Here is a 13,305-nt window from a genome sequence, read left to right on the forward strand (position 1 = left end):
GCGAACGAATTTGGCCTAGTTGCCGCCTTCCAACAGGTCAGTAACGAGCTCCGCAATGGCAGAGCGCTCGGAACGCTGCAGCGTAATATGCGCAAAAAGCTCGTGTCCCTTGAGCTTTTCAATCACTGCCTGTACTCCGTCGTGCCGGCCCACGCGCAGGTTATCGCGCTGTGCCACATCGTGAGTAAGAACTACTCGCGAGCCCTTCCCCAACCGAGAAAGCACAGTAAGCAAGACGTTTCGCTCCAAGGACTGCGCCTCATCCACGATGACAAAAGCATCATGCAGCGAGCGCCCGCGAATATGCGTCAGCGGCAAGACTTCGATAAGGCCACGCTCGTGTACCTCTTCCATGACATTGTCAGACACCAAGCCCTCCAAGGTGTCATAGACCGCCTGCGCCCACGGGTTCATCTTGTCCGATTCAGTGCCCGGTAGGTATCCCAGCGACTGCCCGCCAACCGCATACATCGGGCGAAAGACCACAATGCGCCGGTGCTCCCCGCGCTCGAGCACCGCCTCCAAACCGGCGCACAGCGCAAGTGCCGACTTGCCGGTGCCGGCGCGGCCACCGATGGAGACAATTCCCACGTTTGGGTCCATCAGCAAATCCAAAGCGATACGCTGCTCTGCGGAGCGCCCCTGAAGGCCAAAGGCATTGATATCACCACGTACGAGCTCGACCACGCCATCAGCACTCATGCGCCCCAGCGCGGATTGCGCACCCGCCGCCAAGGTCAAGCCGCAGTGCACCGGCAGTTCCTCCACCGCGGTACCCTTTTCAGTTTCGACGCCGTCTAGCATGACTTCCCCATTACGATAGAGGGCATCGATGACATCCGAGCTGGCTTGCACCGTCGCCATTCCGGTATAGCCGGTCAAGACTACGTCCTGGGCGTGATACTCATCCGCCTGCACGCCTACCGCACCGGCCTTCACACGCAGTGGCACGTCCTTCGTGACGAGCACGGTGTCCTTCCCCTCGTGCGCAAGGTTGAGAGCGCACGCCAAGATGCGGTGGTCGCCCTCGGGCCCGCGGAACGCGGTAGGTAGCAAGGATTGGTCTTGATGGTTCAATTCCACGCGCAGGGTGCCGCCATCCACATTGACGGGAACCGGCTGGTCTAAGGCCTCATAAGTAGCGCGCAGCTCCTCCAAAAAGCGAAGAGCTTGGCGGGCGAACCAGCCAAGCTCCGGGTGATGTCGTTTTCCTTCCAGTTCAGAAATAACTACAACGGGAAGGACCACATCGTGTTCTGCAAATTTACGCAGGGCCCAAGGGTCAGAAAGCAAGACCGAGGTATCCACTACATAGGTCTTGGTAGCGACGGTGTCATCAGTAGTGGCAAGCGGAGTAGAAAGTACAGAGGGACGAGACATGATGGCAGAGTTCTCCCTTAGTGTGCGGTAGATCAGACTTCTTCCGAATCACCCCGAATCCCCGGGGTTGCCACCCAAAGTAGGCACCGAAGGTTGAAATTACATGGGTGCAAGATGAACATTAAGAAAACGAAAAACCCCTCCGCAGCAGAAGCTGCAGAGGGAGAAGCTCTAAAAGAGCTATTTACTTCTCTACGGAAGAGGTGAACTTGCCGCTCTCGTCCTGGATCCAAGAGATAACGCCATCGTCGAACTGCTGGGTCCAGCCCTTGCCCTGAGCAGCCTTTTCCTCAGCAGCCTTAGGCAGGCCTACCTCAGAGTCCAAGCCACCCTGCTCCTTCCAGGTTTCAGCAATCTTGCCAACGATAGGCTGAGCGCCCTCATCGTCGTCGAAGGTCAGCAGGTTGCCGTTATCGAAGTTAGCGAGGAACTCATCATCGTCACCCTGCTCGATGCTCTTTACGTCGCCCCACTCAGCCTTCTTCTCTTCGATTGCGGAAGCGAAATCAGCCGGAACCTCTACGTCGCCGTTAGCGGTAGCGATGGACTTGGTAGCGCCGTCCTTGTCGTCCGCATCTTCAGAGTCGGATGCTTCTGCATCCTCGGAATCGTCCGCGTCGTCAGCGTCATCCTTAGAGGTGGCCTCAGCGGCAGCGGAGCCAGCAGCGTCGGTAGCGTCTGCAGCTACGGAGCCGGCAGTGTCCTTGGCGTCTTCAGCTGCATCCTCAGCATCGGAGCACGCTACGAGAGCAACGGACAGGGTTGCTGCTGCGAAGCCACCTGCGATACGACGGGTCATTTTCTGCATTACTGCATCATCCTTTCAACGAGAAAGTAAGTTAATTCTAAATTTTTGTTTAATCGTCCTTAATGACGAACAACGCCCACCGTAATGGCAACCCCCAGCTAACGCCACCCGCACTGACAGGAAGCGGACAGCAAACAGTAAAGGACTACCTACGTTTGCGCTGCTTAGAGGCCTTCTTTTTCTTTTGTAACGAATTGTTAACGTTTCTCCGCGCCTGCTTTGCCTTCGCCTTTTCCCTGGCGCTGCGCTTCGGCTTTTCCTGCCGCGAAGACCGCGCGGTGCGGCCCTTGGCGACGCCCACGAAGTCCTGAATTGCTTCCCCGTCATCGTCCTTGCGCCACACCAATGCGATCTCCGTTACCGGCACGGACTCATCCTTTAGCCCGAGTGGCACCACCTGTTTCTTGCTCAGCACCTTGAGCAGGGGGCGCGGCGCAATAGCGATGCCCACATTGGCCGCCACTACCTGCAGGGCGTTGCGGACTGCGGGGACATCGACAAGCCCGGAGTCGGCGAGGCGGTAGTTAAGGTGTTCATCGGCGACGTCGGCAAGCGTAAGTTCCTCGCCTACCTCCGCATAGACCGAGTCCTTGGGAACGGCAATGCCAGGGGCCTCTTGATAAAGTCGCACCACATGAAAAGTGTCGTCCACCCGCGTATCCGGCAGGCGTGCGAGGGCTAGGTCGACCTTGCCGGCTACCAGCGGGGCGAGCGCATCGTCCGCATCAACGGTGTACAAGCCACCATGAGCAGTATTTTCTTCGAATCGGCGGAACCACTTTCCAGGCTCTGTACCGGTGGCAAAAGCTAAGCGCAGCATAGAGGACAGTCTACTGAAAGTGCTACGGTAAAAGCGTGACTGAAGAACAAAAGCAACCATCCGGCACCGCTATGCGTGCCCAAACCGCGGCGAAGAAGCTAGGCATCTACCTACCCGCCGCGCCGGACGAGTTTCAAAATAGTGCCATTAGCCACGAAGAGCTGCGCGAATTGCAGTATAACCCGCCCGAGTGGCTGCAAACCTTGCGCCGCGAAGGGCCTCATCCCCGCCCTGAGGTTGCCCATAAGCTAGGCATCTCGGTTACCGCGCTCAAGAAGAACGATATGGATAAGCCGCTGACCACAGCGGAAATCAATCAGCTCCTCCAAGAGCAGCCGGAATGGCTCCAGCAGGCCCGCGCAACCATGGCGCAGGCCCGTGGCCATGAGGTGAAGGACTAGACCAGCTTCCAGTCCTCGAGGCCCTCATACAGCGGGTAGTGCTGGGCAATCTTGTCCACGCGTGCGCGCAGGGCCTCCACATCCGCATTCTTGCCCTGCACCAAGGCGGTACCGATAATATCTGCAACCTCGGTGAAGGCCTCGGCATCGAGACCGCGGGTTGCCAGCGCAGAAGTACCAATGCGCAGGCCAGAGGTAACCATCGGCGGACGCGGGTCATTCGGCACGGCATTGCGGTTAACGGTAATGCCTACCTCGTGCAGCAGATCCTCTGCCTGCTGTCCATCCAATTCGGAATTGCGCAGGTCCGCCAAGACCAAGTGCACATCGGTGCCGCCGGTCAGTACGTCCACGCCAGCTGCCTTGGCATCTTCGGCGGTTAGGCGCTCTGCCAGAATGCGAGCCCCCTCCAAGGTGCGTTCCTGGCGCTCCTTGAATTCCTCTGTAGCGGCAATCTTCATGGCGATGGCCTTGGCTGCGACCACGTGCATCAGCGGTCCGCCCTGCTGGCCCGGGAAGACGTTAGAATTGATCTTCTTTGCGTAATCCTGCTTGGCCAAAATCATGCCGGAGCGCGGGCCACCCAGGGTCTTATGCACGGTGGTGGACACGATATCCGCGTGAGGCACTGGGCTCGGGTGCAGGCCGGCCGCCACGAGACCAGCAAAGTGGGCCATATCTACCCACAGGTAAGCGCCGACCTCATCAGCAATTTCACGGAAGGCCGCGAAATCCATGGTGCGCGGGTAGGCAGACCAGCCTCCGATAATGACCTTCGGCTTTTCCTTCAGCGCCTGCTCGCGCAGCTTATCCATGTCCACACGCATGGTCTCTGGATCCACCTCGTAGGCAGCGACATCATAAAGCTTGCCAGAGAAGTTCAACTTCATGCCGTGGGTAAGGTGGCCGCCGTGAGCCAGGGACAGGCCCAAAATCTTGTCGCCCGGCTCAGCGATGGTGGAAAGCACCGCTGCGTTCGCCTGCGCACCGGAGTGCGGCTGAACGTTGGCGAATTCCGCACCAAAGAGCTCCTTAGCGCGGCTGCGAGCTAAGTCTTCCACGACGTCGACATGCTCGCAGCCACCGTAGTAGCGGCGCCCCGGGTAGCCCTCGGCGTACTTGTTGGTAAGCACGGAGCCCTGTGCCTGGAGCACGGCGCGAGGCACAAAGTTCTCAGAGGCGATCATTTCCAGGGTTTCGCGCTGGCGGGAAATCTCTCCCTGAATTGCGCCGAATACGTCCGGATCGAGGTCGCGGAGGTCAGAGGTAAAAGAAGCCATAAAGGTGTGGTCCCCTTCTCAAAATCAAGCGGTATGGGATGCTGCATATCTTATCGTGCCATGCTCCCTAAGGGGGCATACTTTTACCCACAGATTATGCAAGTGCAACAATGGAGCCATGGCGCGCACATTGGATTCGAGTCCCTACCTAGATTTTGACCGCGAGACCTGGCGTGAACTTCGTAAATCCATGCCTCAGGTGCTCACGGAAACCGAGGTGGAAAAGCTTCGCGGCCTAGGAGACCGCATCGACTTGGATGAGGTGGCTGATGTCTACCTCCCCCTCTCCCGCCTTATCCATATGCAGGTCATGGCACGCCAGCAGCTCACCACGGCTACCGAATCCTTCTTAGGCAACCCTCCGACGCACGTTCCCTTTGTCATCGGTGTGGCCGGCTCCGTGGCAGTGGGAAAATCCACCACTGCCCGCCTCCTTCAGGTGCTCCTGCAACGCTGGGACTCCCACCCCAAGGTCGCGCTCGTTACTACCGACGGCTTCCTCTTCCCCACCGAAACCCTCAAGAAACGCGGCCTCATGCAACGCAAGGGATTTCCAGAATCCTATGACCGGCGTGCACTCCTTCGCTTTGTCACGGATGTAAAATCAGGAAAGCCTCTGGTCAAGGCGCCGCTTTATTCTCATATCTCCTATGACATTGTGGACGGGGAATACCAGGAAGTAAACCAGCCCGACATCCTTATTCTGGAAGGGCTCAACGTACTGCAGACGAGTCCCACGTTGACCGTGGCGGACCTCTTTGATTTCTCGGTATATGTTGATGCCCGCACCGACGATATCGAGCAGTGGTATATCGACCGCTTCCTTACTCTGCGCCACACCGCTTTCCGCGAGCCCAACGCCCACTTCTCTGCCTTCGCAGACATGAACGATGAGGAAGCCCGCGCTCAAGCTCGCGAAATTTGGCAGTCCATTAACCTGCCGAATTTGGTGGAAAATATTCTGCCCACCCGTGTGCGAGCCTCCCTCGTGCTGAAAAAGGGCTCGCATCACCTGGTAGAACAGGTACGGATGCGCAAGCTCTAGCGCCTATTTGCCAAAGCGGCGCGAACGTTGGGAGTAATCCCGCAAGGCGCGGAGGAAGTCCACCTTGCGGAATGCTGGCCAGTAAGTATCCGTGAACCAGATCTCGGAGTACGCGGCCTGCCACAGGAGGAAGCCCGACAAGCGTTGTTCACCAGAGGTGCGGATAACCAAATCCGGGTCCGGAAGTCCCTTGGTGTACAGGTGCTCCCCAATGGATTCTGCGGTGACGCGATCCGCCATCTCCGCTGCGGTAGTTCCCTTCTCTGCTTCCGCACGCACCAAGTTTTGCACGGCGTCCACGATTTCTTGGCGCCCGCCATAGCCCACCGCCACATTGACGATGACACCCGTATTGTCTTTGGTTTCTGCCGCTGCCGTCACCATGCGCTGGCGAATATCATCTGGGAGTAGGTCGAGGTGGCCAACCAAGCGCACCTGACAGCCGACGTCGCTATGGGATAGGTGCGTGACAACGTCCGAGATGATGTCAAAGAGCAGCTCTACTTCCTGCTCGCTGCGCTTCAGGTTCTCTGTGGACAGCAAATAAATGGTGACCACCTCGATATCAGTATCGCGGCACCACGAGATCATCTCTCCGATCTTCTTGGCGCCTTGGCGGTGACCATGGCTGATATCGGTAAACCCAGCCTCACGCGCCCACCGACGATTGCCGTCGGCCATAATGGCTATGTGCTTAGGCTGCGGCTTTCCCTTGATCAGGCGCGCCAGACGGGCTTCATAAGCTGGATAGGCCAGCTGCTTGAGAGAACTCACGCTCATTAGTCTATCCGCCTAGAAAATGGACTTCTTGCGGTTATCGTAAATGCCGGCCTCCTTCATCGCCTTATCCACGGCTTCCTCATCGAATGGATCGATTCCGTGATCCTCCGCAAACATCATGCGGCGGCGAAAGCGTGAGTAACGGCGATGGAAATTCCAGCCCGCAAACAACACCGCAACTCCCATAAGCGCCAGGATCAGCAGGCCAATGGGCGAAGCTTTGCCAAATTCAGGGCCCATTGGGCCACCTTCGGCGCCCTCAGTTCCTTGGGCTAGTACAAATACGTCATGTGCGGCCAGAGCGAAAGAGCCATACATACTCATATCTTAGGCCTCCTCTTTCTCTTCGATGCCGGCAAAAAGGTCATTTTCTGGCAGGGAGGTAGAAACACGGGTCTTCGCCAGCTCAAACTCCTCGGTGGGCCAAAGGCGCTGCTGTACCTCCACCGACGTCGCCAAGAAGGCACCCGCCGGATCGATCTGCGTGGCGTGCGCCCGCAAGGCCTCCTCGCGATTGCTGAAGTAATCCGCGCATTCCACCTGGGTGGTTACACGCGCCATGATATCGCCAAAAGCGCTGTCCCAACGCGCCAACATTGGCCCATAAGGACTGGTTTTACCTTCTTCCAGGAGTAGATCATGGAACATCTTCATGCGCTGATAAACAAAGCCGTGCGAATAGTACAGCTTCAGCGGCTCCCACGGCTTCCCCAGCTCTGGGTGGTACTCGGCATGGCCTGCCTTCTCCCACGCGATCATGGAAGCCCGGTGCACCATCAAATGGTCTGGGTGCGGGTAGCCACCATTTTCGTCATAGGTGACAATGACGTGTGGGCGAAATTCGCGGATAACCTGGACGTATTCTTGCGCGACGTTGTCATCTCCCAGCAACGCAAAACAGCCCTCCGGCAGCAATTCCTCCGTAGTCTTGCCTTCAACCGGGTCGGGCAATCCGGAATCAACGTGGCCCAGCCAGCGATGTTGTACGCCCAGTGCCCGCGCAGCGTTAGCCATTTCTTCCCGGCGGACCTCGCCCATCTTTTCCTTGATTCCCGGGCGGTCCATGGCGGGGTTAATCACATCGCCGCGCTCACCACCGGTACAGGTCAGTACCAAAACCTCATTGCCTTCTGCGGCATAGCGCGCGGTGGTTGCAGCACCCTTGGAAGATTCATCGTCTGGGTGCGCGTGGATAGCTAGTAGGCGAAAATCGCTCACTGAAAATCCATCCCCTTATTAATCTAGGTTCTTTGAACAGATGATTATCCTAGTAGATAATTGGAAAACCGTGGTCCTCGACTAGAATGGAAGCCATGACTTCCGCCGGAAACTCTCGCTCAGCCGCCCGCTACGGCTCCCGCGGCTCCTCTGAAAAGAACTCTGGTAGCTGGACTAATAAGGCGCTGGTGCTCATCTTTGTCGCCATTTTTATCGCGCTTATTTTCTTCGGATTCCGGTATTTCCAGGAAAAGGAGCGAGTGAACGCACAGGTGTCCATCGTGACCCAGGAGGTTTTGAGCGATGATTCCACCCGCGTTTGGGTCGATGTCACCCGCAATCACACCGATGAAGATGCCTACTGCATTGTCCAAGCCTATGACTATTCCAAGGCCGAAGTAGGCCGCCGTGAATTCCCTGTTCCCGCGGGCGGAAACGAAACCCAGCGCATCGCTGTCGACGTCCCAACCAACGCTCGTGCCGTAGCTGGCGGGGCCTATGGTTGTTCCGGCAATATCCCCGAATACTTGGATATGGATAACCCTGACTACGCGGAAAGCCGCTAGCCGCGTGTGCTAGGATTTGTAGCGCCTAGAACTGGGTATATGCCCGGTTCCACTTTTACCTATAGCCCCAGGGATTAGCAGGGGCTTTGACCACAATTCCTATCTACGGAAGGTTGCAGAATGGCTGAGCAGCAAAAGCAGTACATCACCCCAGAAACCAAGGCGAAGCTCGAGGCCGAGCTGCAGGAGCTCATCGACCACCGCCCAGTAGTCGCGGCTGAAATCAACGAGCGCCGTGAGGAAGGCGACCTCAAAGAGAACGCCGGTTACGACGCCGCACGTGAGATGCAGGACCAGGAAGAGGCCCGCATTAAGCAGATTTCTGAGGTTCTTGCGAATGCCACCACCGAGCGCGGTGCTGTTCAGGAGGGCGTTGCCCACACCGGTTCCGTAGTTCACGTTTACTACAACGGTGACAAGGACGATAAGGAGACCTTCCTCATCGGTACCCGCGCTGCTGCTTCCGATAACAAGGACCTAGAAACCTATTCCGAGCAGTCCCCGCTGGGCGCTGCCATCCTTGGCGCACAAGAGGGCGAGACCCGCGAGTACACCGCTCCGAATGGCAAGACCATTTCGGTCACCATCGAGTCCGCAGCGCCGTATGATTCTGCTAAGGCCGCTGCTCCACGCGAGTCCTAAACTTTTAACCACTTACCACTCTGGAGAAAGAGCACATCCCCATGAAGAAGTTCTCCCGTTTCGCTGCCGCTGGCTTGGTCTTCACTGCTGGCCTCTCCCTCGCTGCTTGCCACCCACCGAACCAGCAGGATTCTGATTCCAAGGTAGAAAATGCCTCCACCTTCACCGGTGAGGCCCCGATGCAGAAAGATGCTGAGACCAGCTCTTCCGCACCCGAGACCGTTATTGAAGAGGAAGCACCTGTAGTCGAGTCCGGTGTTCCAGAAGAGCCAGCGCAGCCGCACTTGAACGGTACCGCCACCGAACTGCCACAGCAGTAATAAGGCTTGAAGGGCCGAGGGATATCCTCGGCCCTTTTTCATGCTATTTTTCTGGGTTCACTTCCCGCACCCAATCCCCGATGACACCGGGTACGACAGCGGGCGGCTCCCCCAGAAGGTCGCGCTTATTCGGGTCCCTTTCGACCTGCGTGGTGACGGACTTTACGCGCTTTTTCTCACTGTCTTTGCCTCCGCGCATCCCCATCATTGGACCATAGGCTCGCGCCCCTCCGGTTGAGCGGCCTGCATTGCCACCACGCGCTGCCGCGGCACTTTCACTGCTGCCTACGCCGGGCCGCATGCCCGCACCAGCACCGTTTCCTGCACCGCTGCCAAGACCAGCGCGCATGCTCGAACCGCCGCCGAGTGCATTGCTATGGCCAGCGCGCATGCCTGAACCGACACCGGCGTAGGGTGCTCCGGCTCCGCGTCCAAGGTGCAGGCCCGACTGCGCTCCTCTTCCGGCGCGCGCCACATCGGCGCTGCCACTTACATTTCCTGCAGCGGATCCAATTCCGCCTCGTAGCGACTGACCGATGCGTACGCCGCGGCCCGCATCCCCGGGCCGTCCGGCTGCCATCATCGGCGCCATCCCAGAATTGGCGGATTGCGCTGTAGCTACCGGCGCCATCGCACCGCTGTTATTAAGCGCGCCTAAATTTGCTCCAGCAGCAACGGGGTGCGCTGTACCACTAGGAACCTGCCCCATCGCCCCGTTCGGCGAAGCGACACTCGGCACGGACGCCCCTTGGGTGGACATTTCATTCCCACCGATGGCTACTTGGTCTCCCAGACCCAGCCTTTCCAGCGCATTCCTGCCGCTAGTATGCATCTGCTGGTGAAAATCATTAATTTCCTGTGGGCTCATCCCCACCGCTTCCAGCCCGTTTACATTTCCATTGACGACGTCAAAGTTCCCCGGCCCCAAATCACCTCGCGCAATCGCTTCCGCAATCTTCTTTGGCCACACCACGGCATCGGTGGTGTAGCGCTGCCCATCACCATCAACTCCAGCGAGGCCGGCGTCGACGCCGCCGCCTCCCGACGCCGGCGATTGTTCCATCAGAGCGTGCTGGTACGGCATTGCCTCTACCGCGAAGCGCTGCAGGTCAGGTTGCAATGCGGCCAATGCGGCCTTTTCCGCAATTTCGCGCTCCACCGGTTCTGGAATGGCCATCACTTCCATCGCCATGGCCATCGCAGTCGGCTGCATGCCCATCAGCTTGGCGTGGAATCCAGTCAGTTTCTCCCCCATGACCTTAGCATTTGCTACAAAGTGGCTTCCCGACGCCGCCACTTCCCTAATCTTGGCCGCCGCCCTCGACGTTGCTTCGCTGTCGTTCTCGCCTTCCAAAGACCCAGCTGCTTCCTGCAACCCGCTAACGATATCGTCGACTTCCGACGCCAACGAGCTCCACCGCGCATTCGCCTCCGACACATTCCAAATCTGCGTCGACATCAGGTCCGTAGCCAGCTTCACAATGTCCGTACCGACATTCACCACCGGCATAGAAAACCCAAATGGGCTGTACCCCGGCTCCGGCTGGTTCATAATCGGCATCGACTCAATACCGATACCCCCACCTGCATCCGCGATCTCCATTCCCCGACTATTCGCGTCCTCTTGCGCCTGAAACCCTCGGGCTTCCCTGCCCAGGCTATCTTGTAGCCAATCCAACTGTTCCGAAAATGCTTTCAGCGAAGACCGTGCAGAGCCAGGGTCAGTTTCAAGGACTCGTTGGTGAACGGATCCCACATGGTCAATTCCAGCAACGGGAGAAAATCCAGCATCAAGAGGCGAATATGTGCGACCTCCAGATAGTGCAATTTCCTCCTTCAGATTTTCCGTTTTCATAGCAGTAGCCATGATGTTGTCCGGTCGCAATTCCATGATTCCCCCGATGATCATTTTTAGTAAAATTTGTTTAGCAATTTTTCGGCCTGCGAACATTTAGCTTCGTAGTCATCGTCAGGTCGTTTCCCAGAATGACTAACTTTTAGAATGCCACGCGAAGTAGAAACGCCGACAGTACAGAACATATCCCCGAACAATTCACTTTCGATCTGCACTATCGGCACACTGTGTCCCCCACCATCAGATAAGGAGGCTATTTGTACTTCTGCGCCATCAAATGCTTGCCTAGAAGTAGTCAATCCAATGACAGCTCCTCCAGTGCCTTCGACACTGTCAAAAGCACAAAAAGAAAACCCCGATTGCTGTCCTGAATCCTCAATCTGTTCACCGAGTCCTAAGGCTCGAAGATGCTCGCGAGGAATCTCCGTACACGGATCAAAAAGCTCGAAGCTCGGGTCTGCCGGATCGAATTCCCCCAGTGGCGGTAGGACGCCGGAAGTGTCTTCCGACCCCGTGGCGCCGGCCTCCCCCGGTGGGCCGGCGCCGTCCGCATTCTTCCCGCCATTAGTGTGTGCCGTTTCCCCCTGATTGCCTTCCGCGTCATCCCCCGGGTCCCCGTTGGCTCCCCCTGCACCGTCGGTCGAACTAATGCCGCCAGATTCGTCCACCTTGGTGGGTTCCTCCGACGCGCTCCTCGTGCCGATGTCCGCAACGCAGCTACTCAGCATAACGGTGCTGCTGACCATCAACGTTGCTACGGTGATCTGACGCTTCACAACAATCCTTCGCGCACTCACTTCCTGACGAGAGGAACAGGAAAAGTGAAACAGAGAACTTTTCACTTCGCATTTCCCGTTCCGGTACACAGCATGCATGAGGCACCCAGAATTTTCTACGCAACCGCAAAGGTTAACGGCAATTTAACAAAATTATTTGTCCCATATGCCACACCCATCACATCCAAAAGGCGAAATTCCCTGCTCATTAGCTGTATCACCGCTGGTAGTGGTTTGGTAGACCAAATGAAGGTTAAACCCTCACTTTATCCCCCAGCACTACCCCAGAAATTACACGTTTGTAAGCGAATTTTCGGCAACAAAAAGGCCCACACCGAAGTGCGGGCCAATACAAAAGAGTCAGTTAGTCTCGCTGGAAGTAGCTCAGCAGACGGAGAATTTCAGTGTAGAGCCAGACCAAGGTCACAGCGAGGCCCAGAGCAACGCCCCACGCGTTCTTAGCGGGAGCACCAGCGCGGATCATGCGGTCAGCCTGATCAAAGTCGGTCAGGAAGGACAGGGCACCAAGAACAATGCAGACCAGCGAGAAAATGATGGCAATCGGACCACCATCACGCAACGGGTTGAAATCAAAGAAAATCGCGCCCAAGAAGTTAACAAGCGCCATGACAGCGATGCCAGCGATCAAGCCGAAAAGGATCTTGGTGAACTTCGGGGTCACCTTCACTGCGCCAGTCTTATACACAATCAGCATGCCGATAAAGACACCGATGGTGCCGACAATCGCTTGACCAATGATGGCCATGCCGCCCTCGCCCTGGAAGTTGACATTGGCGAACATCAAGGAGAAGCCGCCGACAAATAGGCCTTCAAATACGGCATAAATCAGGGTGACTGCAGCAGAACCCCACTTCTTACCAAAAGAGGCAACGAGCACGGTAATGAAGCCACCGATACCACCGACCAGAGTCAAGGCCATGGCGATACCTGGGCTCACTAGCATTCCCAAGGCGAAGTTGATGGCTGCGGCGACAATGATGATGCCGAGGGTTATGCCCGTCTTGGTCACTACATCATCCACGGTCATGGGACGAGTAGATGCGTCCGCGTAACCAGGATTTTGGCGGCTACTATTTTCGGTCAGAGAACTCATTACCGGATTGCTTGAACGCACGGTTGTCCTTTCTAAGAGAGGTGCAAATTAGCTATCTCACCCCATTCAACGAAACACCGCCCCATAAAGTTCCACATTCTTACCTTTTAGCTAGAAGTTTTGTGTGAAGCTTCCTCATAAATGCTGTGGAGACATGCTGACGCAAAAAGTCTCGAGACATCGACCGGAACGATGTCTCGAGACTTCACATGGTGCCCCCAGTGGTGTCTGGTTCCATGACATCGTTCCGCTCTGTCTCACGACATCATTCCGCCCCACAAGGCCCTGATGTGCCACAAC

Annotated in this window: 15 protein-coding genes; 5 read left to right on the forward strand and 10 right to left on the reverse strand. The window is 57.0% G+C overall.

Annotation, left to right across the window (positions count from 1 at the left end; genetic code table 11):
- Positions 1–15: 15 nt before the first annotated feature.
- The 3 genes from phoH2 to QP971_RS01415 form a co-directional block, all read right to left on the reverse strand.
- A complete protein-coding gene (phoH2, locus tag QP971_RS01405) occupies positions 16–1,380 on the reverse strand; it encodes an RNA 5'-3' helicase PhoH2 (protein ID WP_284810636.1) in 1,365 nt (454 codons plus the stop codon).
- Between the two features lie 184 nt (positions 1,381–1,564).
- Positions 1,565–2,188, reverse strand: coding sequence for an LGFP repeat-containing protein (locus QP971_RS01410; protein ID WP_284810637.1), 624 nt, complete (start codon positions 2,186–2,188; stop codon positions 1,565–1,567).
- A gap of 145 nt (positions 2,189–2,333) precedes the next feature.
- The gene (locus QP971_RS01415; protein WP_284810639.1) at positions 2,334–3,008 is read right to left on the reverse strand and encodes a LysR family transcriptional regulator substrate-binding protein; all 675 of its coding nucleotides are present in this window, start codon (positions 3,006–3,008) and stop codon (positions 2,334–2,336) included.
- A gap of 71 nt (positions 3,009–3,079) precedes the next feature.
- Here QP971_RS01415 and QP971_RS01420 point away from each other — a divergent pair, with 71 nt between their 5' ends.
- Positions 3,080–3,409 carry a DUF5997 family protein gene (locus QP971_RS01420; RefSeq protein WP_284810648.1) on the forward strand — a complete coding sequence of 110 codons (330 nt, stop codon included), beginning with the start codon at positions 3,080–3,082 and terminating at the stop codon, positions 3,407–3,409.
- Here the strand turns inward: QP971_RS01420 and glyA are convergent.
- Positions 3,406–4,689, reverse strand: coding sequence for a serine hydroxymethyltransferase (gene glyA, locus QP971_RS01425; protein WP_049378456.1), 1,284 nt, complete (start codon positions 4,687–4,689; stop codon positions 3,406–3,408). The two genes, QP971_RS01420 and glyA, sit on opposite strands and share 4 nt — an antisense overlap.
- Positions 4,690–4,807: 118 nt before the next feature.
- On the opposite strand from glyA, the gene coaA reads away from it, so the two are divergent.
- Positions 4,808–5,734 carry a type I pantothenate kinase gene (gene coaA, locus QP971_RS01430; protein WP_049378455.1) on the forward strand — a complete coding sequence of 309 codons (927 nt, stop codon included), beginning with the start codon at positions 4,808–4,810 and terminating at the stop codon, positions 5,732–5,734.
- Positions 5,735–5,737: 3 nt separating this feature from the next.
- Here the strand turns inward: coaA and QP971_RS01435 are convergent, their stop codons facing one another.
- The 3 genes from QP971_RS01435 to mca are packed head-to-tail and all read right to left on the reverse strand — an operon-like array spanning position 5,738 to position 7,732.
- Entirely contained in the window at positions 5,738–6,514 is a 777-nt protein-coding gene (locus tag QP971_RS01435) for an isoprenyl transferase (protein ID WP_150850761.1), read from the reverse strand.
- A 12-nt stretch (positions 6,515–6,526) separates the two neighbouring features.
- Positions 6,527–6,838 carry a hypothetical protein gene (locus QP971_RS01440; RefSeq protein ID WP_049378453.1) on the reverse strand — a complete coding sequence of 104 codons (312 nt, stop codon included), beginning with the start codon at positions 6,836–6,838 and terminating at the stop codon, positions 6,527–6,529.
- Between the two features lie 3 nt (positions 6,839–6,841).
- Positions 6,842–7,732, reverse strand: a complete 891-nt coding sequence (gene mca / locus QP971_RS01445) for a mycothiol conjugate amidase Mca (RefSeq protein WP_049378452.1) — start codon at positions 7,730–7,732, stop codon at positions 6,842–6,844.
- Between the two features lie 86 nt (positions 7,733–7,818).
- Between mca and QP971_RS01450 the strand changes: the two genes are divergently transcribed.
- From QP971_RS01450 to QP971_RS01460, 3 genes are all read left to right on the forward strand, one after another.
- The gene (locus QP971_RS01450) at positions 7,819–8,298 is read left to right on the forward strand and encodes a DUF4307 domain-containing protein (RefSeq protein WP_431831067.1); all 480 of its coding nucleotides are present in this window, start codon (positions 7,819–7,821) and stop codon (positions 8,296–8,298) included.
- Positions 8,299–8,418: 120 nt separating this feature from the next.
- Complete coding sequence (gene greA, locus QP971_RS01455) at positions 8,419–8,940, forward strand: transcription elongation factor GreA (RefSeq protein ID WP_005323614.1); 522 nt, start codon at positions 8,419–8,421, stop codon at positions 8,938–8,940.
- Between the two features lie 41 nt (positions 8,941–8,981).
- Complete coding sequence (locus tag QP971_RS01460; protein WP_239192640.1) at positions 8,982–9,260, forward strand: thiamine biosynthesis protein X; 279 nt, start codon at positions 8,982–8,984, stop codon at positions 9,258–9,260.
- Positions 9,261–9,303: 43 nt separating this feature from the next.
- Here QP971_RS01460 and QP971_RS01465 read toward each other — a convergent pair whose 3' ends face one another.
- The 3 genes from QP971_RS01465 to QP971_RS01475 form a co-directional block, all read right to left on the reverse strand.
- A complete protein-coding gene (locus QP971_RS01465) occupies positions 9,304–11,211 on the reverse strand; it encodes a hypothetical protein (RefSeq protein WP_349010342.1) in 1,908 nt (635 codons plus the stop codon).
- The gene (locus QP971_RS01470; protein ID WP_284810640.1) at positions 11,172–11,891 is read right to left on the reverse strand and encodes a DUF3558 family protein; all 720 of its coding nucleotides are present in this window, start codon (positions 11,889–11,891) and stop codon (positions 11,172–11,174) included. Before QP971_RS01470 ends, QP971_RS01465 begins: the two co-directional genes overlap by 40 nt.
- 364 nt (positions 11,892–12,255) lie before the next feature.
- Positions 12,256–13,026 (reverse strand): Bax inhibitor-1/YccA family protein, encoded by a 771-nt coding sequence (locus QP971_RS01475; protein ID WP_284791786.1) that lies wholly within the window; start codon positions 13,024–13,026, stop codon positions 12,256–12,258.
- Positions 13,027–13,305 lie beyond the last annotated feature (279 nt).

The sequence above is a fragment of the Corynebacterium marquesiae genome, assembly GCF_030229635.1.
In the GTDB taxonomy this organism is placed as follows: Bacteria; Actinomycetota; Actinomycetes; order Mycobacteriales; family Mycobacteriaceae; genus Corynebacterium; species Corynebacterium marquesiae.